Raw genomic sequence first — 24,193 nt, 5'->3', positions numbered from 1 at the left:
CAGGGGCTTCTTTGCCTTGATACTTATCTTTTTTTCTTTTTCTTGCCGCCTCTTTTCATCTTGGCGCAAGAAACATCGCCTTGTTTATCAACAAAATAAAGGTAGCCCTCTTTCCTCTTGATGCCGCATTTTGCTACTTTCTTGGGGCTGCCTCCCTTTTTCGTACCTCTAGCCATCTTAGCGCAGGAAACATCGCCGTGCTTGTCAATATAATAGAGGTAACCCTTCTGTCTCTTTACTCCTACTTTCACTAATTTCTGTGCCATACCTTGTTCACCCCCTTTCGTTTCGATTATGTATCAAAGTATCATAGTGTCAGAGTATCAAAGTATAAAATCTTTTATTGCTTTTCCTTTGACACATTGATACTTGGCACCTTGACACTAACTTATCTATTAAGTTCCAATTTTAATCGGCTCTAAAATCTGTTTTAAGGTCGCTACTGCTGAAAGCACTGCCAGATAACTTGTCTTAGGATTATCAGGATGAATCAGATTTTCCGTACGGGTAGTGATCCTGCCTGCCTCTGATTCTATTTCTACTTCATGCACATTCTTTTCAAGATGAGGAGAAGCTACGATACGCACCAGGGTATTATCTGCTCCTATGCCTGCCAGGCTTAGAGTCGCCGCCACGTTTATGTTCTGAGGAAAATTCTTTATAGCAGAGGAGGCGCTGCCTTCAAAGATAACCGTATCTTTATCAATATTATCCAGGCGTATCTGTTTTTTAACCACATAAGGAACGCCTAAAAATGCCTTAGGAGGTTTTTTGGTAGTTAAGGTAACTTTATTTATTTTTCCGCAGGCTGCTGCCTTAAGGCCGTCTATGCCGCATATCGCTCCGGAAGGTATGAATATGCGCGCGTTCTTTTCTTTGGCCAATAGCCTTAACTCTTCATACTGTTTAATTATGCCGCCGACGCTCATCACCATGATATCGCGCCCTGCCGAAATTGTCTTTCTGGCGATATCGAAACTAGAGTCCGCTTTGGTAGCCTCAATAACTAAATCTACCCTATTTATTAAATCTTCCAAGTTCAGGGCGGCTAATTTCTTGCCAAGTTTACTCGATAAACTATAAGCCTTTTCTATATCAACGTCATATAAGCTCGCTAATTCTGCCCTGTCGGAGAAATCAGATAATATGGATGCAGCCAAAGAAGAACCGATGGCGCCACAACCTGCTATCCCAATCTTCAATAATTTAGCCATGCTAAAATCCGTAATCGGTAATTCGTAATTGGTAACTCGTAATTTTTATCTAAATTGTAAATTACGATTTACGATAATATTATCTATCAACCTTGTCTTTCCTATATATACCGCCAGCGCAATCAATGCCTTATCCTTTATTTTATCTAAAGGCCTTAAATTTTCTAAATCTACGATAGAGATATACTGGATAGAAACACTCTTTTTTGCGCTGATTAACCGCCTCATCCTGCCGATAATCTGCGTAGATTTTTTTTTGCCTTGCCTCACCATTTCTTTAGCTAAATTCAGCGCTTGAGATAAAATTACGGCATCTCTTCTTTCGCTTCTACTAAGATAAATATTCCGCGAACTTAAGGCCAAGCCGTCCTTATCGCGTACCGTAGGCATAATCTTAATTTTAACCGGCATATTTAAATCCTGGGCCATCTTTTTTATAATGAACGCTTGCTGGGCATCCTTTTGGCCGAAATAGGCGATATCGGGGTTAACTATATTCAAAAGCTTAGCCACAACCGTAGCCACGCCTTTAAAATGCCCCGGCCGGGATTTTCCGCATAGGCAATCACTTAAATCCCGAACAACTACATAGGTCTTGTAATTATCAGGATACATCCGGCGGCTATCAGGATAAAATATGACATCCGCGCCTTCCTTACTGCATAAGCGGGCATCGAGCTTAAAGTCTCTGGGATATTTTTTGTAGTCTTCTTGGGGTGCGAATTGAATGGGATTGACGAATACGCTTACCACGGCTTTATGGTTTTCCCGGCGCGCTGCCCTGATAAGGCTAAGGTGCCCGGCGTGCAATGCGCCCATCGTCGGCACAAAACCAATAGTCTGCTTCTTAAGATGCACGCTGCGGGAAAAAGCAGACATTTGTTTTAGGCTGCGGATAACTTTCATAACAGGTCTCTTAAGGGTTTCAGGACAAATTCCCTCCTGAACATCTCAGGATGCGGGATCATAAGTTCCTTTGTCTTTATCGCCTTGTCTGCGTAAAGCAGGATATCTAAATCTATGGGGCGCGGGCCAAAACGGATACCCTTCTTGCGGCCTAAGGCCTTTTCTATTTTTTTAAGGGTTTTAAGAAGCGGCAGAGGTGCAAGCGAAGTCCTGATTTTTAGGGCAGCGTTCAAGAATTTTCCCTGAGGGACTGCGCCCACAGGTTCGGTTTCATAAATCCGCGAGATTTTTTCTATTTTTATACCCTTGGTCTTTACCAAATAATCCAATGCCTTCTCGATATTTTTCCTTCTGTTTCCTAAATTAGAACCTACCCCCAGAAAACAAACTACCATTTATTTAGTTTATAGAGTTTGTTGAGTTTATAGAGTTATTGAGTTTCTAACTCAAACAACTCAATGAACTCAAGTAACTCAAAGAACCAACTATAGGATTTTTCTTAGACGTTGGGTTGCCTCCTGGATCCTTTCTTTGGATACGGTCAATGCCATCCTGATATATCCTTCGCCGTATTTACCGAAACCTACGCCGGGTGTCACTACGATATCGGCCTTCTCCAATAATAACGCAGAAAACTTCAGGGAATCTGTCTTTTTGGGTATCTTCAACCAGGCATAGAAAGTGGCTTTGGGTGGAGTTACCTGCCAACCCAGAGTATTCAAGCCTTTAACTAAAGCATCCCGCCTCTGTTGATAAATCTGGCACATCTCTTGGATATGCTGTTCGGGGCCTTCTAAGGCAGCCACACCTGCTAACTGAAGCGCAGAAAATATACCGGAATCAATGTTGGATTTAACTTTGGCCAATGCTGAAATTAACTGTGCGTTACCGCAGGCCCATCCTATACGCCAACCCGTCATATTATACGTCTTGGATAAAGAGTGGAATTCTATAGCCACGCCCCTTGAACCCTCGGTCTCCAGTAGGCTATGCGGCCTGTATCCGTCATAAGCCAATTCAGAATAGGCCAAATCCGAAAGAAGGATAATTTTATTTTTGCCGGCGAATTCAACGGCCTCTTTATAAAAATCCTCATCCGCTACGGCAGAAGTGGGATTATTCGGATAATTAATATAAATTAATTTTGCTTTTTTGCGTATATTTAAAGGTATCTTTTTTAAATCAGGCAAGAATTCATTCTCTTTTAAAAGCGGCATAAGATAAGGTTTGCCTCCGGCAAAGATTGTCCCTCCTTTATAAGGAGGATAGCAGGGATCAGGAATGAGCGCATAATCGCCCTCATCCAGAAATGCCAAAGGAAAATGGGCAATGCCCTCTTTGGAGCCGATCAAAGGCAGGATTTCGGTTTCCGGTTCGAGATTGACCTGAAAACGGTTTTTATACCATTTGGCGATAGACTGGCGTAGGCCTAACAGGCCCTGGTCTAAGGCATAACGGTGGGTCAGGGGGTCGCAGGCAGCCTGATACAACCTGTCAATGATGTGGTTGGGTGTCGGCAGGTCAGGGTCGCCTATACCCAGGTCAATGATATCTTTGCCTTTTTGTTTAGCTATCCTTTTAGCCTTATCTATCTCAAGAAACAAATAAGGCGGTAAATTTTCTAACTTTTTAGAGAGTTTAAACATATCTGCCCCTTAAAATTAAAAAACAATTACTGAATTTTCCTGATGAACCGTTGTTATTTTAAACCCTAAAGAACTTTAAATACGATACCAAAATCATTTTCATAAATAATTTTGAAATAACTTTTCTGCTTCTTGATCTGGCGATATAATCCTCCGTTTTTATCGGCATACCCGTAAGCCGTTTTAAAGATATGTTTTAAAAATTTATAAGGCCTCTTAATATTCCCCGTATTTAAATCAAGGTAAAGTTTGTATATTTTGGGGTACTTATAAAACATATATATAGGGTCGAGGACGACCAAATAGTTATCTTTGGGGTTTAAACAGATAAAATAAGGCGAAGCAGACCAACTCGTATGGTAGACGGTTTCTCCGGGGGGGATATTTTTATTCATCCATATTGCTACCTTTTCATAAGCGGTATTTCTTATTGTAGAAGCCAACATAGTGTTTGCTTGCGTTTGTATATTAGGAAAGAAAAATATACCGAGAATCAATGAAGAGGCGATAATAAAAATGCGCGCCCTCGATATGACTAACCCTTTTGGCTTATCTATCAGCCAGTCCTTTATATAAGAGGCGAAAAAAATAAAAAATAAGACATTTGCCACATGCCAATACCTAAAACCGAGAAACGAAAGGGCTAAGTAGAAACTACTGCAAAACCACCAGACAAGGGTAGCCAGGCTTAATTTTACTCTTGATAAAAAAGCCATCCATATAACCAGGTAAAAGGCCAAAAATATGGAGAAATTAAAAACAAGCGCGGCCTTGGAAGAAGCAGAATATAATTCCCTGCCAAACCCCCCTATGCCGCCGACGGTGGTATAAAAAGGCACCAGTATCGCGTTTAAATGCATAGAAAGCCAATTATTGGGGTTGTTGGGATGAAGTGCGCAACCTAAGAGAACCCCAATAACTGTGGCGTAAATATTCCTGATAAAAAAATCCTTATTGAGAATATACCTTATCAATTCACAGGCTAAAGCAAATATCAAGAGCGTAAGGAACGAGATATGGGTAAGGGGATAAAGAAAAGACACGATAAACACCCTTATCCATTTCTTGTTAATCAAAAAGTAAATACCCAGAATAGTTAATATATTAGCTAAAATAACGGGCCGAAGGCGCACAAAATAGGTAATAAAAGTAAAATTTACGAAAGGCAATAATAGACAACAGGCTGCCAAAAATGTCGGAAGATACCTTTTTAATATAAAGGCGTAGGTAAGAATGAACAGAATATCAAAGAAAATAATGGCGTATTTACCATCTAAAACAAGATTTTGGGAAAGCGACAAAAATGGGATGGTCAGAAGATGGAACAAAAACTCTTTGTCTGAAAAGAACCTTTTAAATGTGGAGAATTGAGCCCAATGGAAATCATAACGCGGCCCGAGGTCTTTTAAAAAGCTTGAAGCGGCTATATGGTAATATTCATCCGCTTCGTGGAAGGTCGGTAGCAGAAACTGGATGAATATAGAATAAATAATAATAGAGGCCAAGACTAAAACCAAAGCAAAATTAGACAGCCATTTCTCATTATTTATTATTCTAAAATAATTCATTTTCTATCCGTAAAGTTCCCTTAGCGCAGTGCCGGGCCTGTTATTTCAGGACATCCTGCATGGAATACAGGCCTGCGGGTTTACCCATTACCCATTTAGCAGCTTTCAATGCCCCTAAGGCAAATAAATCGCGGGAATGCGCCTGATGCTTTATCTCAATGCGTTCGGAATTGCCGCAGAAGATAATTGTATGGTCGCCTACAATATCACCTAACCTGATGGCGTGCGTAGGAATTTCTTTCCTAGTGGTATCCGCTAAAATCTGGGCAAATTTTTTGGCTGTCCCCGAAGGCGCGTCCTTCTTGGCCTTGTGGTGCGCCTCGACTATCTCAATGCTATACTCCGGCCCCAGTTTTTTGGCTATTTCCGCAAGTATGGAAAATAACACATTCACGCCTACCGACATATTCGGAGAGAATACTACCGGGACAACTTTGGAGGCCTCTTCTACTTTGTTAATCTGCGCCTCGCTTAATCCGGTAGTGCCTAATACCAGGGCTTTTTTGTGCCTGGCGACATAATCCAAATTCATTTCAGTAGCTTCCGGCGTAGTGAAATCAATGAACACGTCCACCAGAAACAGGCCATCCTGAGTAGATGAGATTTTTAATTTACCCAATTCCTTACCGATGGCGGGCGTACCTTTTTTTTCCAGCGCAAAGGTAACTTCAAAATCTTTATCCGCGGATGCTAATTTAAATATCCGCCGGCCCATTTTCCCGCAGACACCGGCAATACCAAGTTTAATCATCTCCCCTCCATCTTGCACCTGGTGTAAAGCTAATAACGGGACAGGTACAATCTCAATTCCGCACCAGGTGCCCGATTGGATTTGCACCTGGTGCGAAAAACTACAATAGACCGTAGTCTTTTAATGCCTTTTTTAGTTTTCCCAAATTCTCTTCGGACATGGGGCACATCGGCAACCTTAAATCCGGCTCGCAGAGTTTCATTAATCCCATGGCTGTTTTTACCGGTATGGGGTTAGTTTCCAGAAAGACCGCCTTTATCAAAGGTAATAATTTATAGTGTAATGCGCGGGCTTTCTGGATATTTCCTTTCTCGAATTCACTGACCATATCCGCTACATCTTTAGGGGCAATATTAGCCACTACCGAGATAATACCTGTGCCGCCGATACTTAATACCGGTAACGTCAGGCTGTCGTCTCCTGAAATCAAGGCAAAATTTTGCCCGCATAATGCTTTTATGCATGACATCTGGTCAAGGTTCCCCGAAGCCTCTTTGACTCCTACTATATTTTTGCAATCGCAGCTTAATCGGGCGATCGTCTCCGGCTCTATGTTTACGCCGGTGCGCGAAGCGATGTTATAAAGTATGATGGGTATATCAACAGAATCAGCAATGGCCTTAAAATGCGCATAAAGGCCTCTTTGCGTAGGCCGATTATAATAAGGCGAAACCTGTAAAGACGCGTCTGCCCCGGCCTTGGCAGCATGTTTAGTTAACATCACTGCTTCTTCCGTAGAATTTGAACCTGTGCCGGCAATAACCAGGACTCTTTTCTTTACTTGTTCTATGGTAATTTCAATGACACGGTCATGTTCTTCAAAAGATAAAGTCGCAGACTCGCCTGTTGTCCCACAGGGCACGATGCCGGATGTCCCGTTTTTAATCTGGAACTCTATCAGGCCCCTCAGCTTCTTTTCATCGACTTTTCCATTGTTAAATGGGGTGACTATTGCTACAATTGAGCCCCTAAACATAATACGCTCCTTTGTAAACTATCCTGGCCTTACCTTCTAACCAGACATCGCTGAATTTCCGGCCTGTTTTTTCAAAATAGACCTTTAATATTTCTCCACTCTTGGTATGTATATTTATCCTGCTGTAAGCTGTAAGCTGTAAGCTGTAAGCTGTAATTAAAGCTGAGGCGACCGCCCCTGTCCCGCAAGCTAGGGTCTCATTTTCTACGCCTCTTTCATAAGTCCTAAGTTTTATATTCCTTTTATCCAACACCTCTATAAAATCGGCATTGGTCCCTTGCGGAGCGAATTGTTTATGGTAACGTACCTGCCTACCCAAATCTGTCACATCTATCTTGTCTAAATCTGCGACGAAGATTACGGCATGCGGAACACCGGTATTGATAAAATTTACGCGTAAAGTTCTATTCCTGAGCCTAACGGGTAAATCCAACTTTATTTCTTTTGGTTCAGTGAGTTTTATTTTTACGTTATCCCGCTTTACCTCGGATTCGATTATCCCTGCTTTGGTTTCGATTTTTACTTTACTGGATTTTTTATAGAGCGCGGTTGCCCTGGCCCCATTGCCGCACATTTGGGCCTCCGAACCATCGGGATTAAAAATGCGCATTCTTACATCGGCAACCCTGGATTTTTCTAAAATAAGTAACCCGTCAGCGCCTACTCCGTATTTCCGTTCACATATTTTTTTGGCTAAAGACTGAAAGCTAAAAACTGACAACTGACGACTGTTCTCAATAACCGCGAAGTCGTTTCCTGATGCCACTATTTTGGTAAAATCAATCTTTCGCATATTACAAACCAAAAAGAAAAGGCGGAATTACCTCATTCTGGACCAAATCCGCGTAAGATTCTCTTTTTCTGATTGTAAAAACTTTATCTTTAACTACCAAAACTTCCTGTGCCCTCAGCCGGGAGTTATAGTTAGAAGACATGCTAAAGCCGTAGGCACCCGCGCCCATTACCGCCAGGTGATCCCCTTCTCTAACGCGGGGCAATTTTCTATCCTTGGCGATGAAATCTGCGCTTTCGCAAATAGGGCCGACTACATCTACTTTACTCGTAACTCGTAACTCACCTGCATGCCGGACAGGCAGGTAACTCGTAACTCGTAATGGTAAAATTTGATGATAAGCATCGTATAAAGCGGGCCGGATTAAATCATTCATCCCTGCGTCAATAATCACAAATTTCTTTTTGGGCGTATTTTTAATATACAGAACTTTAGCCACCAGGATGCCGGCATTACCTACGATAAACCTTCCGGGCTCCAGAATTATTTTTAGCCCTGTTTTTTCTAATGAGGGTGTAATCCTTTTGGCAAATATCTGAGCGGTCTGAGGGGTTTCTTTATTATAGATAATCCCCAGGCCTCCTCCTATATTCAGATATTCCAATTCTATGCCTTTTCGCCTTAACTGCCAGATGAAATCCGCTATCTTGGTTATGGCGGCGAGGTAAGGCGCGCTCTCGGTAATCTGCGAACCGATATGTATGTGCAAACCGCAGATATTTAAATTGGCGAATTTATCGCGCGCAAGCAGTATTCTATAGGCATTTTTAAAATCTATGCCGAATTTATTGGTAATTTTACCCGTAGTAATGAATTTGTGGGTCTTGGGCTCCACGTCAGGATTGATGCGTATGGCCACCCGAGTAACCCTGCTTAGCCTTTTAGATATGCGGTTAATATTCTCTAATTCAGGGATAGACTCCACATTGAAAAAGAGGATTCTTTTTTTTATGGCGTCCTCTATCTCCCGGCCTGTTTTACCCACTGAGGCATAGACAATTTTATCTGCCGGACAACCGGCTTGCGATGCGCGGAAGAGCTCTCCGCCGGAAACGATATCTAATCCCGCGCCTTTATCTACTAAAGCTTTTAAAATAGCTAAGTTGGAATTCGCCTTCACCGAATAACAAATGAGCGGTTGTATAGGAGCGAAGGCAGTTTTCAGCTTCAGAAAATGGCCGATGAGAGTATGGTAGCTGTAGATATAAAGCGGCGTGCCGAAACGCCTGGCTAAATCCTCAACCCTAACATTCTCACAGTAAAGATGGCTTCCTTTATATTTGAATTCGTGCATTTAGTTTATCCTTATTAGCGGCTACCTTGCCTTGCTTTCTCGCAGGGATTCAAATTATCCCCTGCTTTTAGGGTGTGTGCTCGTCAAATTTTCCTCGCCCACACCCACTCGCGGGGTCCCCTTTCAAGCTGCTCGAAATCAAACCAAGCCACCCGCTAAAAATATTACCTCTTAATTGACTTCTTAGACTTTACCGAAACCAAAGGATCAAATAACTTAACTATTTCTTTCTTAACAAATTTATTGGAAAACTTCCTTAATAAATTCTCCGGCATATCTTTAATTTTGATCTCATTACCAAGCGAATATTTTATTAGTTTTCCTATAATAGTATGCGCTTCCTTAAAAGGAATCTTCTTATCTACAAGGTAATACACAATGTCAGTTGCATAGAGGCCTTCATCTTTCAGGTGCTCTTCTATCTTGGGCTTATTGAATTTCAACGTTTTAATTAAACCGCTTAATACTTTCAATTCGCTGGAGACTATTTCAAAAGAATTAAATAGCGGTTCTTTATCTAACTGCATATCTCTATTGTATGTCAGAGGCAGACCTTTCATCATCGTTAATACGCTCACTAAATTACCATACAACCTGCCAGCATAGCCCCTAATTAGTTCTAATACGTCAGGATTTTTCTTCTGTGGCATCAGCGAACTACCGGTGCAGAAAGATTCATTGATTTCCACAAAATCAAATTCTTTTGTTGACCAGATAATTAAATCTTCAGCTAATCTAGATAGGTGCATTGCAAGGATCGATAGAGCACTGATGGTTTCAATAACAAAATCCCTATCGCTGACCGAATCAAGTGAATTTTCAATCGCTTCTATAAAATCAATGCCTATCTTTTTTAATTGTTCTCCTGCCTTAATTTTATATTCATTGGAACTAATAGGCGTACCTGCAAGCGCTCCTGCGCCCATAATAGCCTTCATATTCTTAGCAATAGATGTTAACCTCTCTGTATCCCTGATAAGCATGTCTTCATATGCTTCTAAGTAATCCTGCAATAATACCGGCTGAGCATGCTGTAGATGTGTAAACCCAGGAATAACAATATCCGAATTTTTCTCTGCTAAACTTATAATCTCTTTTGTAAGCTCCAAGATGAGTTTACAAGAACAAAGAATGCATTCTCTACAGTATAATTTAGTTGCGAATACAACTTGATCATTCCTGGATCTTGCAGTATGTAGTTTCAAAGCCAAATCTCCAATTCTATTTTGCAGTGCATTCTGAATATAAGTATGGATATCTTCGTTTCTATCTGTCTTTTTAAACTCCTTATTTCTTAGCTGAGCATGAATAGCCCCCAATCCCTCTTTTAGTTTTAATGCCTCAGTTGACGTTAACAATCCGGCTTTTTCTAATATAATTACATGTAATTTTGAACCAACTAAATCCCAGTTAGCTAGCTTATAGTCAAATTGTATCGACTTAGTAAACTCCTCTACTAATGGGTCTGTTTTTTTGCTGAATCTTCCGCCCCATAATTTCTTCGCCATTTCATCTCCTTGATCTTATAACTTACGGCTTACAGCTTACGGCTTATTTCCTATAAGGCATTCCCCATATCTTAATAAACCCTTCGGCTAATTTCTGGTCGAATTTGTCTTCTTTGCCGTAAGTGCTCAATTCCTTTTTATACAACGAATGATGTGACTTTCTACCCACAGCCACACAGTTACCCTTGAATAATTTCATTTTTATCGAACCGCTGGCATACTTTTGCGTAGAATCCACAAAGCCATCCAGCGCCTCTTTTAAAGGAGAATACCAGAGCCCATAATAAACCAGCTCCGCATATTTAAGCGAAACTATCTCTTTAAAATGCGCTAGTTCCCTGTCTAAAACTATACTCTCTAATTCTTTATGGGCAATATGCAATATGGTCGCCGCAGGCGCTTCGTAAATCTCCCTGGATTTAATGCCTACTAATCTATTTTCAACCAGGTCACTCCTGCCGACGCCGTAAAGCCCGCCTATCTCATTCAGATGGTTGATTAAATTCTTCGGTTTATAAATCTTGCCGTCTATTTTTTTAGGCACGCCTTTTTCAAAAGAAATTTCTATATATTTAGGGTATGTAGAGGCACCCGTCGGGCTCTTGGTAATCAGGTAAGCGTCCTCAGGCGGTTCCTGCTCCAGATTTTCCAGGATGCCCGCTTCAATGCTAATACCCCAGATATTCCTATCAATGCTGTAAGGCTTCTTTTTGCTGACATCTATAGGGATATTATACGTATGCGCGTATTCTATTTCTTCTTCCCGCGACTTAAAATCCCAGGCCCTCACCGGAGCGACAATCTCTAATTTTGGGTCTAATATTCCCGTAGTCACCTCAAACCTGACTTGATCATTACCTTTACCGGTACAACCATGGGCTACGGCCTCGGCCTTTTCTTTATGCGCTATTTCTACCAGATATTTGGCAATCAAAGGCCTGCCCAATGCTGTAGCGAGCAGGTATTTACCTTCATAAATAGCGCCTGCCTTTAAAGCCGGGATAACAAAATCCTCTACAAATTCATCCTGAAGGTCTTTAATATATATTTTGGAAGCGCCGGCAGCTAAGGCCCGTGCCTCTATTGCCGCAAAATCCTCACCCCCTCCTAAACCCTGGCCTAAATCCGCGGCAAAACAGATTACTTCGTATCCTTGATCCTTAAGCCACCTTACTGCGCAGGAGGTATCTAGCCCCCCGGAATAAGCAAGAACTATCTTTTTCTTATCCGTCATTTAAAAACTCCTATTTCTTATGGACAGGTATAACAATCATCTTTATTCGGCTCTCCATCGGTCGCGCAATTAGCCGTAGACCCGTCATCTTCAATCTTAAAATACCAAGACCTTTCATCATCGCCCTTTCGCGTGGCCTGGACACAACCCGTGCTCCAGACTTCGTAGTCCCAACTACGTCCGGAACCTGCAGGCAAAGAAAGATGCAGGTTATTGTTGATAGTGACTATATCCGATACTGAACCTTCTGAGGCAGGATAATAAGTATCCGTATCCATCTCATATGTCTTTTCCATAACTTGGAGTAATTTTAAATTTGAAATGGCCTCTTTATCTAAGACGCCTTCCTTCGTAGTGCCGAAAGATGAAAGATACAAGGAGGCGATGATGCCAATAATAATAACGACAACAATGACCTCAATTAAAGTAAAACCTTTTTTCATCTGTTTTTCCTTTCTTATTAACGCGTCTTTAAATCCTTAGCCTATTCTTATTTAACGTTTTATAAAATCACTTTAGCAACTTAATAAGGATCGCCTTCTGTATATGCATCCTGTTCTCTGCCTGATCAAAAACCACGGAATTCTCACTGTCAATGGCCTCATCCGTGATCTCATCGCCCCTGTGCGCCGGCAGGCAATGCATAATTAAAACACCCTTTTTGGCTGACTGCATGAGTCTCTTATTCACCTGGTATTCCTTAAATACCTTCTTTCTAATTTGGGCTTCTTTTTCCTGGCCCATGCTCGTCCAGACATCAGTATAAATGACATCCGCACCCCTGGCTGCCTCCTGGGGTTTGATAAATAGATTTATGGTTGAACCGTTTTCTTTAGCGATTATCTGCGCTTCTCTTAAAACCGCTTTATCCGGTTCATATCCTTTAGGTGTAGCCACATGCATATTCATACCTACGCTGGCACAGGCATACAATAAAGAATTGCAGACATTATTGCCGTCTCCTACATAGGCTAAGGTTACGCCTTTAATATTCTTCAACTTTTCCCTGACGGTATAAATATCAGCCAGGGCCTGACAAGGATGCAACAAGTCTGACAAACCGTTTATTACCGGCAGAGCGGAAAATTTAGCCAGCTCTAAAATATTTTTATGCTCAAAGGTCCTTAATACTATGCCGTCTACGTACCTGGAAAGAGTCCTGGCTACATCTTTAATAGATTCCCTTACCCCCAGATTGATTTCATCAGGCCCTAAATATATGGAATATCCTCCCAGCTGATACATGCCTACTTCAAAAGAAACCCGCGTGCGGTTCGAAGGTTTTTGAAAGATTAGGGCCAGGGCCTTGCCTGCCAATACCCTGCTGTATTTATTCTTATCCTGCTTTAAACCATCAGTAAGGGTAAAGATATCCGTAATATCTCCTGAGGCCAGGTCTTTAATACAAATAAAATCTTTTTTCATAGCATCCTTCTTTTAAACATTAAAACATTCTAACATTACAACATTCAAACATTTTCCCGCTTGACCTTCTTATACTAAAGCGGGATCCCGCTAGCGCAATTAGATTATAAAGCGGAAAAACTTTCAAACACACTATCCAGTATTTTAATCGCTTTATCAATTTCTTTTTTGCTGATATTTAATGCCGGCATAAGCCGCAAAACTTTATCGTGAGTGCAGTTAATCAAAAGCCCATTTTCTATGCATTTTTCCACGATGGCTTTCCCCTCAATATTTAATTCTACGCCGGCCATCAGGCCCAAACCCCTTGTTTCCTTTATCGCCGGATACTTATTTTTTAAATCATTCAGTCGCGTAAATAAATATTCTCCCATCCTGGAGGCATTGGTAAGCATCTTTTCCTTTTGTATGGCCCTGAATACTGCCAATGCTGCTTTGCAGATTACCGGCCCTCCCCCAAAAGTAGAGGCATGCATCCCTGGCCCTAAGGTATCGGCAATCTCTTTCTTGACTAACATCACGCCGATAGGCAAGCCTCCGCCTAAGGACTTGGCCAGCGTCACTATATCCGGGGTTATGCCGTAATGCTGATAGCAGAATAATTTCCCGGTCCTGCCGATACCGGTCTGCACTTCATCTACGATTAAAAGCAGGTTCTTCTCAGCGCAAATCTTACTTAACGCCGAAACAAAATCCCGGCTGGCGACATTAATCCCGCCTTCCCCCTGGATCAACTCCAGCATTATGCCTACTGTCTTTTCGGTTATGGCCTTTTTGACTTCCTCAATATCGTTAAATTTTACTGTCTTAAAACCTTCCGGTAGAGGCGCAAACCCGTTCTGGTATTTTTTCTGTCCGGTAGCAGCCAAAGCAGCCAGGGTCCTGCCGTGGAATGAGTTTTCGAAAGTAATAATTTCATACCTGCCGTTTCCGATGGTTCGACTACGCTCACCATCGGCACTGAGCGAAGCCGAAGGCTGAGTCGAAGTGCCGAATTTCCGGCTAAACTTTATGGCTGCCTCATTTGCCTCTGCCCCGGAATTGCAGAAAAAAACCTTAGCGGGGTGAGTCCAATAGACTATCTCCTTGGCTAATTTTGCCTGGGCAATATGGTAATAATTATTAGGTATAAATATCAATTTGGAAATCTGGTCCCGCACTGCCGCTACCACCTTAGGATGGCAATGCCCCAGGTTACCTACTCCCCAACCCGGGAAAAAATCCAGATAAGCTTTATTATGGATATCCCAGAGCCGGCTGCCTTTGCCTTTGACAAAAATCAAAGGAACCTTGGTATAGGTCGGCATGATGTAATCTTTATATGCCTGCAATATCTCTTCTTTTTTCATAAACTTTTAAACATTTTAACATTCTAACATTTAAACTATCTTACAATCTCCGTCCCTACTCCCATATCCGTAAATATCTCTAAAAGCAAACCGTGCGGCGTGCGCGCATCAATAATATGCGTCTTTTTTACGCCCTTCTCTAATGCCTCAACGCAGGCCATCACTTTGGGGATCATCCCCTGCTGGACAATGTTATTTTCAATTAACCCCTTTGCCTCATCTACCGTTAAAGTAGATAAAAAAGAATTCGGGTCATCAGGATTACGCATAATGCCTTTTACATTAGTAAGCAAAACTAATTTCTCCGCCTTAAGGGCAGCGGCAATATTGGCGGCTGCCTCATCGGCATTGACATTGTACGCCTTTTTATCCTGGCCTTTGCCCATCGGCAGCACAACGACTACTGTATCAGACTTAAATTCTTCCAGTATCGGTTCGGCATTTATTTCAGTAATATGGCCGACTAACCCCAGGTCTACCTCTGCTTTCTTCTTCTTTACCTGGATTATCTTTTTATCCTGGCCGTTCAAACCCACGGCGTTTGCGCCTAATTCAGTTATCTCATTGACAATAATATCGTTTAATTTCTGCAACTCCTCTTCCACAACAGTCAGTGTCTTTGCATCGGTGACGCGTATACCGTCTACGAATTCCGCCTTCTTCCCTTCTGAACGAATACGCTCGCTTATATTCGGGCCTCCCCCATGTACCAATACCGGCTTTAAACCCATAAAACTTAAAAAAACAATATCCTCCAGGACTCCTCTCCTGATTTTTTCTTCTCCCAGGATGCTCCCGCCGTATTTAATGACAATCGCCTTCTTATGGAACCTCTTGATATAAGGCAATGCCTCAATCAATACATCCGCTTTCTTGATTGCTTCTTCCATTTTCCTCTTCCTTAGTTATACTCTGCGTTTATCCTGATATATTCGGGTGTCAAGTCCGAAGTATAAACCGTAGCGCAGGCACTACCCCTGTTAAGAGACACGTCCACTTTTATTTCTTTCCTATCCAAGGGGCTTACCCTTATCCTGATCTCTTCCTCTCTGACATCTATCCCGCTTGCGCCGACAGCGGCGATAATCCTGCCGAAATTAGGATTCTGGCCGTAAACGGCAGTCTTAAAGAGATTGGAATTAGCAATGCTTAAAGCTGCTTGCCTTGCCTGTTTAAAATTTTTTGCCCCAGTTACCTGTATTTGAATAAATTTACTTGCGCCTTCGGCATCCCTGACAATCATCTTAGCTAACTCAATACAGATCGCCTGTAAACCCTGGACAAAAACAGTAAAATTCCTGCCATTTTTATCTATAAGGGTATTCTTTGCCCGGCCGTTGGCTAACATCATAACGCTATCGTTTGTGCTCATACACCCGTCAACGGTAATGCAGTGGAAAGAATTATCCGTAGATGCCCCTAAGGCCCGGGTTAAAGCCATTTGTGAAATTAAGGCATCGGTAAAAATAAATACCAGCATGGTCGCCATATCCGGCGCAATCATTCCAGCGCCCTTAGCAATACCGCAAATCGTAACTATATTTTTACCGATAGCCAGTTTCACAGTAGCCTCTTTACTGAACGTATCCGTAGTCATGATTGCTCTTTTTGCCTTATCTATGCCAGTCCCGGATAATCCTTTTACTAAGGCGGGCACGGCTTTTTCAATCTTTATCAAAGGCAATCTCCTGCCGATAATACCGGTAGAGGCAACCAGGGTATTCTCTTTTTTAATCTTTAAGGCGGCGGCTAAACTTTTAGCTGTTGCCTGGGCATCCCTTAAACCGGATTCTCCGGTAAAACAATTCGCATTGCCGCTATTGACGATTATTGCCCGATATCCCTTACCCCTCTTAAGGTGGATTTTATTTACCTGTATAGGCGCAGCCTGGATTCTATTAGTAGTAAAAAGGCAAGCGGCCTTGGCAGGGATATCAGAATAAAACAGCGCCAGGTCTAACTTTCCGGATTCTTTTATGCCTGAGGCCACGCCATTAGCTTTAAAACCCAGAGGCAAAATTGCTTTTTTATATACTTTCATATTAACGCGCTGTATTCCGGAAACTTATACATAATATTCATATTCTGCACTGCCTGGCCCGAAGCGCCTTTCAATAAATTATCTATGGCAGAAATGATAATTATGGAATCTGCGCTTTCTTTAATCCCGATATCGCAGAAATTCGTCCCCACCACGTCTTTTATTCTTGGAAAATCGCCCTCGTCTTTTATTCTCACAAACGGCTCTTTCTTATAGAATTTTTTGTATAAACTTATTAACTTTTGCCCTTTGCCCTTTGCCCTTTGCCCTTTTTTAACATATATCGTCTCTAATATCCCCCTGTTCAGAGGCAACAAATGCGGCACAAAGATTACTTTTATCCCTTTAGCCGCCAGCTTTGACAGCTCCTGATTAATCTCCGGCATATGCTGATGCACATTGACCTTATAGGCCTTGAAATCCCCGTTGATTTCTGAAAAGAGAAAACTCTCTGCTACCTTTTTACCGGCGCCGGTTACCCCGGACTTGGCATCGATAATTATAGAACCTGAATCGGCCAGATTAAAAGCTACCAGCGGCGCCAGGGATAATATCGCTGCCGTCGGATAACATCCGGGATTAGCAATAAGCTGGGCATTCTTGATTTTAGCCCTATACAGTTCCGGCAGGCCGTATACTGCCTTAACGAGGCTTACCTTATCCTTATGTTTTGCCTTATAGAACTGCGTATAGGTTGCGGTATTCTTTAACCTGTAATCGGCGCTTAAATCAATTACCTTTTTACCGGCGCCCAATAATTTAGGCGCAATCTCCATGGAGACGGTATGGGGTAATGCCAAAAATACCAGGTCGCATTCAGCGACGATCTCTTTTATATCCGGCTCTTTGCAAACCAAGGAAATCTTATTTTTGAATTTAGGGAATATCTTTTCTATACCCTCGGGCTTATCGATTTTGGCAGATACGCTCGTTATTCTTACCTGCGAGTGCCTTAAAAGTATACCGATTAATTCCTCGCCCGCATAACCCGTCGCCCCTACAATCCCTACCCTTACCATGCGCCTCTCCTCTTATTTTTTTATACGCTCATATTAAGATAAAAACTCAGCGTAGTCAAGCATTTTCTCGTCGAGATATCACTAAACAAAATGGGCTTGGCGTTTTTCGAGCTGACGTAAGAATTTAGCGGGTGGCCCGCCACGATTCATGGCGGGACAGGACCCGCTACCTCGTAAGCGAGAAAAACGATAAGACCATCAATAAAAAATCCCGCTCTTCCAGCGGGACTTTCACATTTGAACATTTGAACTTTTTAACTTTCTAACTCATAACCTACCTCTTTGTCCACTGGAAGCGTTTACGCGCGCCCTTCTGGCCATACTTCTTGCGTTCCTTCATGCGCGGGTCGCGGGTAAGAAAACCCTGCTTACGCAATGCATCCTTCAATTCCGGTTCAGCCAGAACTAAGACGCGGGCAAGGCCCTGCCGGAAAGCGCCTGCCTGTCCGGTAAGACCGCCGCCTGTGATATTAGCTTTGATATCGTATTTAGTTAAGGTATTGGTCATTTCCAAAGGTTGTTTTATGATAATCCGGTCTGTCTCCCGGAGAAAATACTTATCGTACGGCTTCTCATTCACTATAATATTCCCGTTACCGGGTAAAAGCCAAATCCTGGCGGTTGCTTCTTTACGTCTGCCTATCGCCGTATGCTTGATAACTTCATCCATATCTAACTAAACCTCCAAAGGAACCGGATTCTGCGACTTATGGGGATGTTTATCGTCTGCGTAAATCTTCAATTTCTTTATAGTGTCACTCCCTAAAGACCCGCCGGGTAACATACGGCTTACTGCCAACCTAATCACGGTTACCGGTTTATTTTTAAGCATAGTCTCCAGGGGTATTTCTTTTAAACCGCCGGGATAGCCCGAGAAGCGCCGATAAACCTTCTGTTGCGGCTTCCTGCCTGTTACCTTGATCTGGGCCGCATTTATGACAATGACGCCGTCTCCGGTGTCCAGATGCGGGGTAAATATGGCCTTGTGCTTGCCCCTTAAAATTACAGCGACTTTCGCGGCAAGCCTACCTAATATCTTATCCTTGGCATCTACCAGGTACCAGCGCCTTTTAATATCTTCTTTCTTGGCTACGTATGTCTTATTCATAAGACATAAAGTATAACATATTTATCAGTTAAGTCAAATAAATTTTATCCTCAATACTTAACCTCAAGTAGGCATAATCCTTGGGCAGGGGCCGTAGGGCCGGCGAGCCTTCTGTTTTTTGCCAGTAATATCCTCTTAAGGCTGCCTGCGGGAAGTTTACCCCTGCCTATCTCAAGCAGCGTACCTGTAATATTCCTGACCATATTGTAGAGAAAGCCGTCTGCCTCTATCTCAATGGTAATCAAAGAGGGCTTTTTTAAACTGTAAACTGTAAGCTGTAAGCTGTAAGCCGATTTTTTAATAGTTATATTTTTTATTGTGCGTATGGTGTCTTTAACGCTGCTTGAGCTGGCACAGAATGATTTAAAATCATGCCGGCCTAAAAGAGACTTTGTTTCTTTACGCATTAACTCCACATCTAAAGGGTAAGGATAAAAATAAACTTTATCTTTCAATATTGCCGGGGGATAAGCCCTGTTTAAAACAGTGTAACGGTATACTTTTGATTTGGCGTCAAAGCGGCTATGAAAATCAAAATTTACGTCCTCTACGCTAGTTATTACAATATCGCCTGGCAAGTTCGCATTTAAGGCCTTTTGTATTTTCCAAACAGGCACGCCGGAATCGGTCTTAAAGTTAGCTACTTGTCCAAAGGCATGCACCCCGGCATCAGTCCTGCCTGAACCGATTAAATGTATTTTTTCCCGAAGTATTTTCTGGAGGGCTTTTTCTAACGTTCCCTGGATAGTCCTGTGCCTTCTGCCCTGGACCTGCCATCCGGCGTATTTAGTGCCGGCGTACTCTATAGTTAATTTGATATTACGCATATATTATATAGATAACTCTTTTAGCGGGTCCTGCCGAGGCATATTTTTCGCTGCACCGTTTGCTCGCCCCAGCGTGGCTCGCTGCACTTCGGTGAAAATTCTCGCTCTCGGAAACAACTAAATGACGAAACGAACCGTGCCCGCTCGAATTTTCAAGATGCTGCTCAAAACATGCCTCGTCACCCGCTAAAAATGAATCTATTACTTTACAAATGACTCTGGCGGTTTCTAGCTAACGTAAGGGTTTAGTGGGTGGCAAGGCTGTTTTCGAACAGCATGTAGTTTATGCGAGCGGCCAGGGCTCACCCGCTAATACGTAGTCAGTGAGAGCGAGCAGAAACTTCAAGCGAGCCCATTCGACTTCGCTCAGGGCTCGTCCTGAGCTTGCCGAAGGACGAGATTTTCCTCGGTGGGGAAAATCGAGCGGTGCTGTGAGAAAATAGCCTTGACAGGCCCCACTACCTTACAAGCGAGAAAAGCAACAGATTCATTTTAGGGCTATTTTATTAATAACTCGGCGATCTGGACGGCGTTTAAGGCAGCGCCTTTGAGGAGATTATCCGAGACTACCCACAGCCAAAGGCCGCACTTAACGAAGGGGTCGCGCCTGATGCGGCCGACGAAGACTTCATCTTTACCTTCTATATCTTTAGGCATGGGATAAAGGTTGTTTTTGGGATCATCTATCACGATTATACCCGCTGAGCGGGAAAGAATATCTCTTGCCTTTTCCGGCGCCAGAGGTTTAGCGGTTTCGATATAAACTGCCTCTGAATGCCCGGCCCTGACCGGAACTCGAACAGTAGTGGCAGAGATTTTTATTTTCGCGTCATGCATAATCTTATGGGTCTCCTTGACTAATTTCCATTCCTCGTTGGTATAGCCTTCTTCGGCGAAACTGCCGATATGCGGAAAAACATTATAGGCCAATTGCTGCGGCATACTTTTATTTCCCGCTTTGACATGCAGATCCTGGTATCCACCCGAAGCGATCAAAGAATTTTCTTCTCTTAATTGCTCCACCGCCCCCTTACCCGCGCCCGAAGACGCCTGCAAAGTTGTTACCACGACTCTTTTTATACCGGCTTTTTTATAAATCGGCCAGAGGGCCATCACCATCTGGATAGTCGAACAATTCGGATTAGCAATAATCCCTTTATGTTTCTTGATGTCCTGGGCATTTATTTCAGGGACTACCAGAGGGACTTTGGGGTCCATACGAAAATCCGCGCCATTATCAATTACCACCGCCCCTCTTTTGATCGCCTCAACAGCATAAATAACAGCTGCGCCTTTTTCGCCTTCGGTGCCGGCGAATAAAGCTATATCTATACCCTGAAAACCTTCCGGTGAAATAGCCTGCACGGAATAATTCTGTCCGTCAACCTGTATTGCCCTTCCGGAACGCGCAAACACGCGTAATTCTCCGATAGCGAAATTACGCCGTCTTAAACAACGCAGCATCTCAATGCCTACTGCACCCACACCCACTACTGCGACATTATATTTTCTTTGGCTCATCTTACAATCCTGACTAATCTCGTTTAGTAGGGACAGTCCCCTTGATTTCTAATTGGGTTCGATATCTGCGGGGACAGTCCCTACTGCTGTGCTATTTTAGATATTTAATAACTAAATCTCCGACTTCAGTCGTAGAATAACCCATCTTCCCGGCAGCGAGGGATTTTAGTTTTTTATTCGCTGTCTTTATCACGGCATCCTCAACTGCCTTACCGGCCTTGGCTTCGCCTAAGTTCTCCAATAACATCCCCAGCGCGCAAATCGCAGCCAGGGGATTAATTACATTCTTACCCGTATATTTAGGCGCGCTTCCGCCGATAGGCTCAAACATGGATACGCCCTGCGGGTTGATATTACCTCCGGCAGCAATACCCATACCGCCTTGAATCATGGCGCCTAAATCTGTAATGATATCCCCGAACATATTATCCGTAACAATCACGTCAAACCACTCCGGGTTCTTCACAAACCACATGGTCGTAGCATCCACATGGGCATAATCCGTGGTAATGTCAGGGTATTCTGTAGCAACTTCATTAAACATTCTTTGCCACAGATCCCAGGCAAAGGTCAGGACATTGGTTTTCCCGCAAAGAGTAAGCTTCTTTTTTCTATTGCGTTTGCGGCAATATTCAAAGGCATAACGCAGGCAGCGTTCTACCCCTTTACGTGTATTGTAAGAAATCTGAATCGCTACCTCATCTTTAGTGCCTTTATCTTTGAATTCTCCCATGCCTTTATAAAGCCCCTCGGAATTTTCACGCACGACGACAAAATCAATATCTTCAGGCTTTTTGTCCTTCAGGGGGCAGAATGTAGCATTATAAAGTTTTACCGGCCGTAAGTTGATATACTGGTCCAGAGAAAACCTCAATTTTAACAGCACCCCTGTCTCCAGAATTCCGGGCTTAACATCAGGGTGCCCTACTGCGCCCAGATAAATCGCAGAATATTTTTTCAGCTCCTCAATATCTTTATCTTCCGGGGTCTTTCCGGTTTTGAGGTAACGCTCGCCGCTAAAATCAAAGACCTTGGTCTCATACTTAAAATTACACTTACCACTAACTGCCCCTAAGACCTTAAGGCCTTCGTTTACTACCTCCGGGCCGGTCCCATCTCCGGGGATTACTGCTATTCTGTACGTTTTTTGGCTCATCTTACAATCCTGACTAATCTCGTTTAGTAGGGACAGTCCCCTTGATTTCTAATCGGGTTCGATACCTACGGGGACAGTCCCTACGGCTGTGGTTTTTTATATAATTCATTAAACCGCCCCGCTTAATAATCGCCTGTAAAAACCCGGGGAAGGGCGTGGTTTTATAAGTTTGATTTTGGCTCAGATTTTTTATTATACCACCTGCCAAATCTATTTCAAGCGAATCGCCGTCATTTATTTTTTCTGTCTCATCTAATTGCAAAAACGGCAAACCTACATTTATGGAATTCCTGAAAAATATTCCGGCAAAACTACGGGCAATCACCGCGGCAATCCCGCAGCCTTTTAATGCCCGGGGGGCGTGTTCCCGCGACGAACCGCAACCAAAGTTTTTCCCGGCTACGATGATATCGCCTTTATTTACTTTACTGCAAAATTCAGGCGCGATATTTTCCATACAATGCCTGCCCAGCTCTTTTTCATCGGTAGAAACCAGGTATTTGGCAGCGATGATGTCGTCGGTATTTACATCATTTCCGAATTTATGAACTTTACCTTTTATAATCATAATGCTTCTTTAAGGATGAGATATTCTCCCTTTTATTGCCGAAGCTGCGGCTACTGCCGGGCTAGCCAGATAAACGAATGACTTGGGGCTGCCCATCCTGCCGATGAAATTCCTGTTGGTAGTGGCCAGGCATGTCTCCCCTTCTGTAAGTATCCCCATATGCCCGCCGAGGCACGGGCCGCAGGTAGGGGTAGAAAAGACGCCGCCTGCTTCCACAAATATTTCCGCCAGGCCTTCTTTTACCGCCTGAAGATAAATCTTTTGGGTTGCGGGAATAATAATCAGCCTTAATCCGGCCTTTACTTTCTTGCCTTTTAATAGCCTAGCCGCAATCCGTAAGTCCGAGATCCTTCCGTTAGTGCAGGAGCCAATCACCACCTGATCAAGTTTTATCTTTCCCAAGCCGGAAACAGCTTTCACGTTACCGGGTAAATGCGGACAGGCCACCTGCGGTTCTAATTTAGAAATGTCCCATTCGTATATTTTTTCATACTGCACATCTCTATCTGATTTCAAATTTTTAAATTTTAACTTTGGAACTTTTAAACTTTTAAACTTTGAAACTTCTTTTATATATCTTAACGTAATTCCATCTGGTTCAATCAAACCAGTAACTCCTCCTGCCTCAATAGCCATATTGGACATAGTAAATCTATCATCCATGCTTAATTTACCCATCAACGGCCCGCTAAATTCCATCACCTTCTCTAACGCGCCGTCCACGCCGATTTGGCCTATGGTATAAAGGATTAAATCTTTACCAGCCACCCATGGCTTTGGCTTACCTTTATATATGAATTTTATGGTAGCCGGCGCCCTGAACCAACATTTACCGTCTATAAAGGCGCGGGCTAAATCCGTGGAGCCGACACCCGTGGCAAAAGCGCCTAACGCGCCGTAGGTACAGGTGTGGGAATCCGCGCCGATGACTAAATCCCCGGGCGAAACCAGACCCATCTCCGGCAACAGGGCATGTTCAATTCCCATACAGCCTATTTCAAAATAATTTTTTATTTTTTGTTCACGGGCAAAATCTGCCAGTATCCTGCATTGATTTGCGCTCTTTAAATCTTTGGCCGGGGCAAAATGATCAGGGACAAGCGCTATCTTTTTATTGTCAAAGACTTTTTTTGCGCCCGATTTCCTGAATTCTTCTATAGCAAAGGGCGCGGTGATATCATTGCCTAAGGCCAGGTCTACTCTGGCCTCGACGAATTCTCCCGGCTGGATGTCTTTTTTGCCGGTATGAGCCATCAATATTTTTTCTGCGATAGTATGAGGCATTTTAT

The 24,193-nt window shown here is 43.0% G+C and carries 25 protein-coding genes; all 25 read right to left on the bottom strand.

Going from position 1 to position 24,193, the window contains the following annotated elements; all coding sequences use genetic code 11:
* Positions 1-23 precede the first annotated feature (23 nt).
* Positions 24-266: a hypothetical protein gene (locus PHV44_06165; GenBank protein MDD5592856.1), complete on the bottom strand. Its 243-nt coding sequence runs from the start codon at positions 264-266 to the stop codon at positions 24-26.
* Positions 267-395: 129 nt separating this feature from the next.
* Complete coding sequence (locus PHV44_06160) at positions 396-1,214, bottom strand: aspartate dehydrogenase (protein ID MDD5592855.1); 819 nt, start codon at positions 1,212-1,214, stop codon at positions 396-398.
* A gap of 45 nt (positions 1,215-1,259) precedes the next feature.
* A complete protein-coding gene (gene panC / locus PHV44_06155) occupies positions 1,260-2,120 on the bottom strand; it encodes a pantoate--beta-alanine ligase (GenBank protein MDD5592854.1) in 861 nt (286 codons plus the stop codon).
* A complete protein-coding gene (gene folK, locus PHV44_06150; GenBank protein MDD5592853.1) occupies positions 2,117-2,515 on the bottom strand; it encodes a 2-amino-4-hydroxy-6-hydroxymethyldihydropteridine diphosphokinase in 399 nt (132 codons plus the stop codon). The genes panC and folK overlap by 4 nt, the downstream gene beginning before the upstream one ends.
* 90 nt (positions 2,516-2,605) lie before the next feature.
* The gene (locus PHV44_06145) at positions 2,606-3,766 is read right to left on the bottom strand and encodes an LL-diaminopimelate aminotransferase (protein MDD5592852.1); all 1,161 of its coding nucleotides are present in this window, start codon (positions 3,764-3,766) and stop codon (positions 2,606-2,608) included.
* Positions 3,767-3,831: 65 nt separating this feature from the next.
* Complete coding sequence (locus PHV44_06140; protein ID MDD5592851.1) at positions 3,832-5,334, bottom strand: hypothetical protein; 1,503 nt, start codon at positions 5,332-5,334, stop codon at positions 3,832-3,834.
* Between the two features lie 40 nt (positions 5,335-5,374).
* A complete protein-coding gene (gene dapB / locus PHV44_06135) occupies positions 5,375-6,085 on the bottom strand; it encodes a 4-hydroxy-tetrahydrodipicolinate reductase (protein ID MDD5592850.1) in 711 nt (236 codons plus the stop codon).
* Between the two features lie 100 nt (positions 6,086-6,185).
* The gene (dapA, locus tag PHV44_06130; protein ID MDD5592849.1) at positions 6,186-7,061 is read right to left on the bottom strand and encodes a 4-hydroxy-tetrahydrodipicolinate synthase; all 876 of its coding nucleotides are present in this window, start codon (positions 7,059-7,061) and stop codon (positions 6,186-6,188) included.
* Positions 7,054-7,854, bottom strand: coding sequence for a diaminopimelate epimerase (dapF, locus tag PHV44_06125; protein MDD5592848.1), 801 nt, complete (start codon positions 7,852-7,854; stop codon positions 7,054-7,056). The genes dapA and dapF overlap by 8 nt, the downstream gene beginning before the upstream one ends.
* Position 7,855: 1 nt before the next feature.
* Positions 7,856-9,148 carry a diaminopimelate decarboxylase gene (lysA, locus tag PHV44_06120; protein ID MDD5592847.1) on the bottom strand — a complete coding sequence of 431 codons (1,293 nt, stop codon included), beginning with the start codon at positions 9,146-9,148 and terminating at the stop codon, positions 7,856-7,858.
* Between the two features lie 164 nt (positions 9,149-9,312).
* On the bottom strand, positions 9,313-10,656 hold the full coding sequence (gene argH / locus PHV44_06115; protein MDD5592846.1) for an argininosuccinate lyase: 1,344 nt from the start codon (positions 10,654-10,656) through the stop codon (positions 9,313-9,315).
* A gap of 43 nt (positions 10,657-10,699) precedes the next feature.
* On the bottom strand, positions 10,700-11,890 hold the full coding sequence (locus PHV44_06110) for an argininosuccinate synthase (GenBank protein MDD5592845.1): 1,191 nt from the start codon (positions 11,888-11,890) through the stop codon (positions 10,700-10,702).
* Between the two features lie 17 nt (positions 11,891-11,907).
* Positions 11,908-12,333, bottom strand: coding sequence for a prepilin-type N-terminal cleavage/methylation domain-containing protein (locus tag PHV44_06105; GenBank protein MDD5592844.1), 426 nt, complete (start codon positions 12,331-12,333; stop codon positions 11,908-11,910).
* 67 nt (positions 12,334-12,400) lie between these two features.
* Positions 12,401-13,315 (bottom strand): ornithine carbamoyltransferase, encoded by a 915-nt coding sequence (argF, locus tag PHV44_06100; GenBank protein ID MDD5592843.1) that lies wholly within the window; start codon positions 13,313-13,315, stop codon positions 12,401-12,403.
* 104 nt (positions 13,316-13,419) lie between these two features.
* Complete coding sequence (locus PHV44_06095) at positions 13,420-14,664, bottom strand: aspartate aminotransferase family protein (protein ID MDD5592842.1); 1,245 nt, start codon at positions 14,662-14,664, stop codon at positions 13,420-13,422.
* Positions 14,665-14,699: 35 nt separating this feature from the next.
* Positions 14,700-15,554 carry an acetylglutamate kinase gene (gene argB / locus PHV44_06090; protein MDD5592841.1) on the bottom strand — a complete coding sequence of 285 codons (855 nt, stop codon included), beginning with the start codon at positions 15,552-15,554 and terminating at the stop codon, positions 14,700-14,702.
* Positions 15,555-15,565: 11 nt separating this feature from the next.
* Positions 15,566-16,705, bottom strand: a complete 1,140-nt coding sequence (argJ, locus tag PHV44_06085) for a bifunctional glutamate N-acetyltransferase/amino-acid acetyltransferase ArgJ (GenBank protein ID MDD5592840.1) — start codon at positions 16,703-16,705, stop codon at positions 15,566-15,568.
* Positions 16,702-17,724 carry an N-acetyl-gamma-glutamyl-phosphate reductase gene (gene argC / locus PHV44_06080; protein MDD5592839.1) on the bottom strand — a complete coding sequence of 341 codons (1,023 nt, stop codon included), beginning with the start codon at positions 17,722-17,724 and terminating at the stop codon, positions 16,702-16,704. Before argC ends, argJ begins: the two co-directional genes overlap by 4 nt.
* A gap of 274 nt (positions 17,725-17,998) precedes the next feature.
* Positions 17,999-18,394 carry a 30S ribosomal protein S9 gene (gene rpsI, locus PHV44_06075; protein MDD5592838.1) on the bottom strand — a complete coding sequence of 132 codons (396 nt, stop codon included), beginning with the start codon at positions 18,392-18,394 and terminating at the stop codon, positions 17,999-18,001.
* 6 nt (positions 18,395-18,400) lie between these two features.
* Complete coding sequence (rplM, locus tag PHV44_06070; protein MDD5592837.1) at positions 18,401-18,832, bottom strand: 50S ribosomal protein L13; 432 nt, start codon at positions 18,830-18,832, stop codon at positions 18,401-18,403.
* 50 nt (positions 18,833-18,882) lie between these two features.
* Positions 18,883-19,659 (bottom strand): tRNA pseudouridine(38-40) synthase TruA, encoded by a 777-nt coding sequence (truA, locus tag PHV44_06065; protein ID MDD5592836.1) that lies wholly within the window; start codon positions 19,657-19,659, stop codon positions 18,883-18,885.
* Positions 19,660-20,157: 498 nt separating this feature from the next.
* Positions 20,158-21,180 (bottom strand): aspartate-semialdehyde dehydrogenase, encoded by a 1,023-nt coding sequence (locus tag PHV44_06060; GenBank protein MDD5592835.1) that lies wholly within the window; start codon positions 21,178-21,180, stop codon positions 20,158-20,160.
* Between the two features lie 91 nt (positions 21,181-21,271).
* Positions 21,272-22,336, bottom strand: coding sequence for a 3-isopropylmalate dehydrogenase (locus tag PHV44_06055; protein ID MDD5592834.1), 1,065 nt, complete (start codon positions 22,334-22,336; stop codon positions 21,272-21,274).
* 13 nt (positions 22,337-22,349) lie between these two features.
* Positions 22,350-22,904: a 3-isopropylmalate dehydratase small subunit gene (locus tag PHV44_06050; protein ID MDD5592833.1), complete on the bottom strand. Its 555-nt coding sequence runs from the start codon at positions 22,902-22,904 to the stop codon at positions 22,350-22,352.
* A 9-nt stretch (positions 22,905-22,913) separates the two neighbouring features.
* Complete coding sequence (leuC, locus tag PHV44_06045) at positions 22,914-24,188, bottom strand: 3-isopropylmalate dehydratase large subunit (protein MDD5592832.1); 1,275 nt, start codon at positions 24,186-24,188, stop codon at positions 22,914-22,916.
* Positions 24,189-24,193: the final 5 nt, after the last annotated feature.

Source organism: Candidatus Omnitrophota bacterium, assembly GCA_028717245.1.
Lineage (GTDB): Bacteria > Omnitrophota > Gorgyraeia > Gygaellales > Profunditerraquicolaceae > JAGUYA01.
Note: the sequence above shows the minus strand (reverse complement) of the source record. Positions and strands in the feature narration are given on the sequence as shown.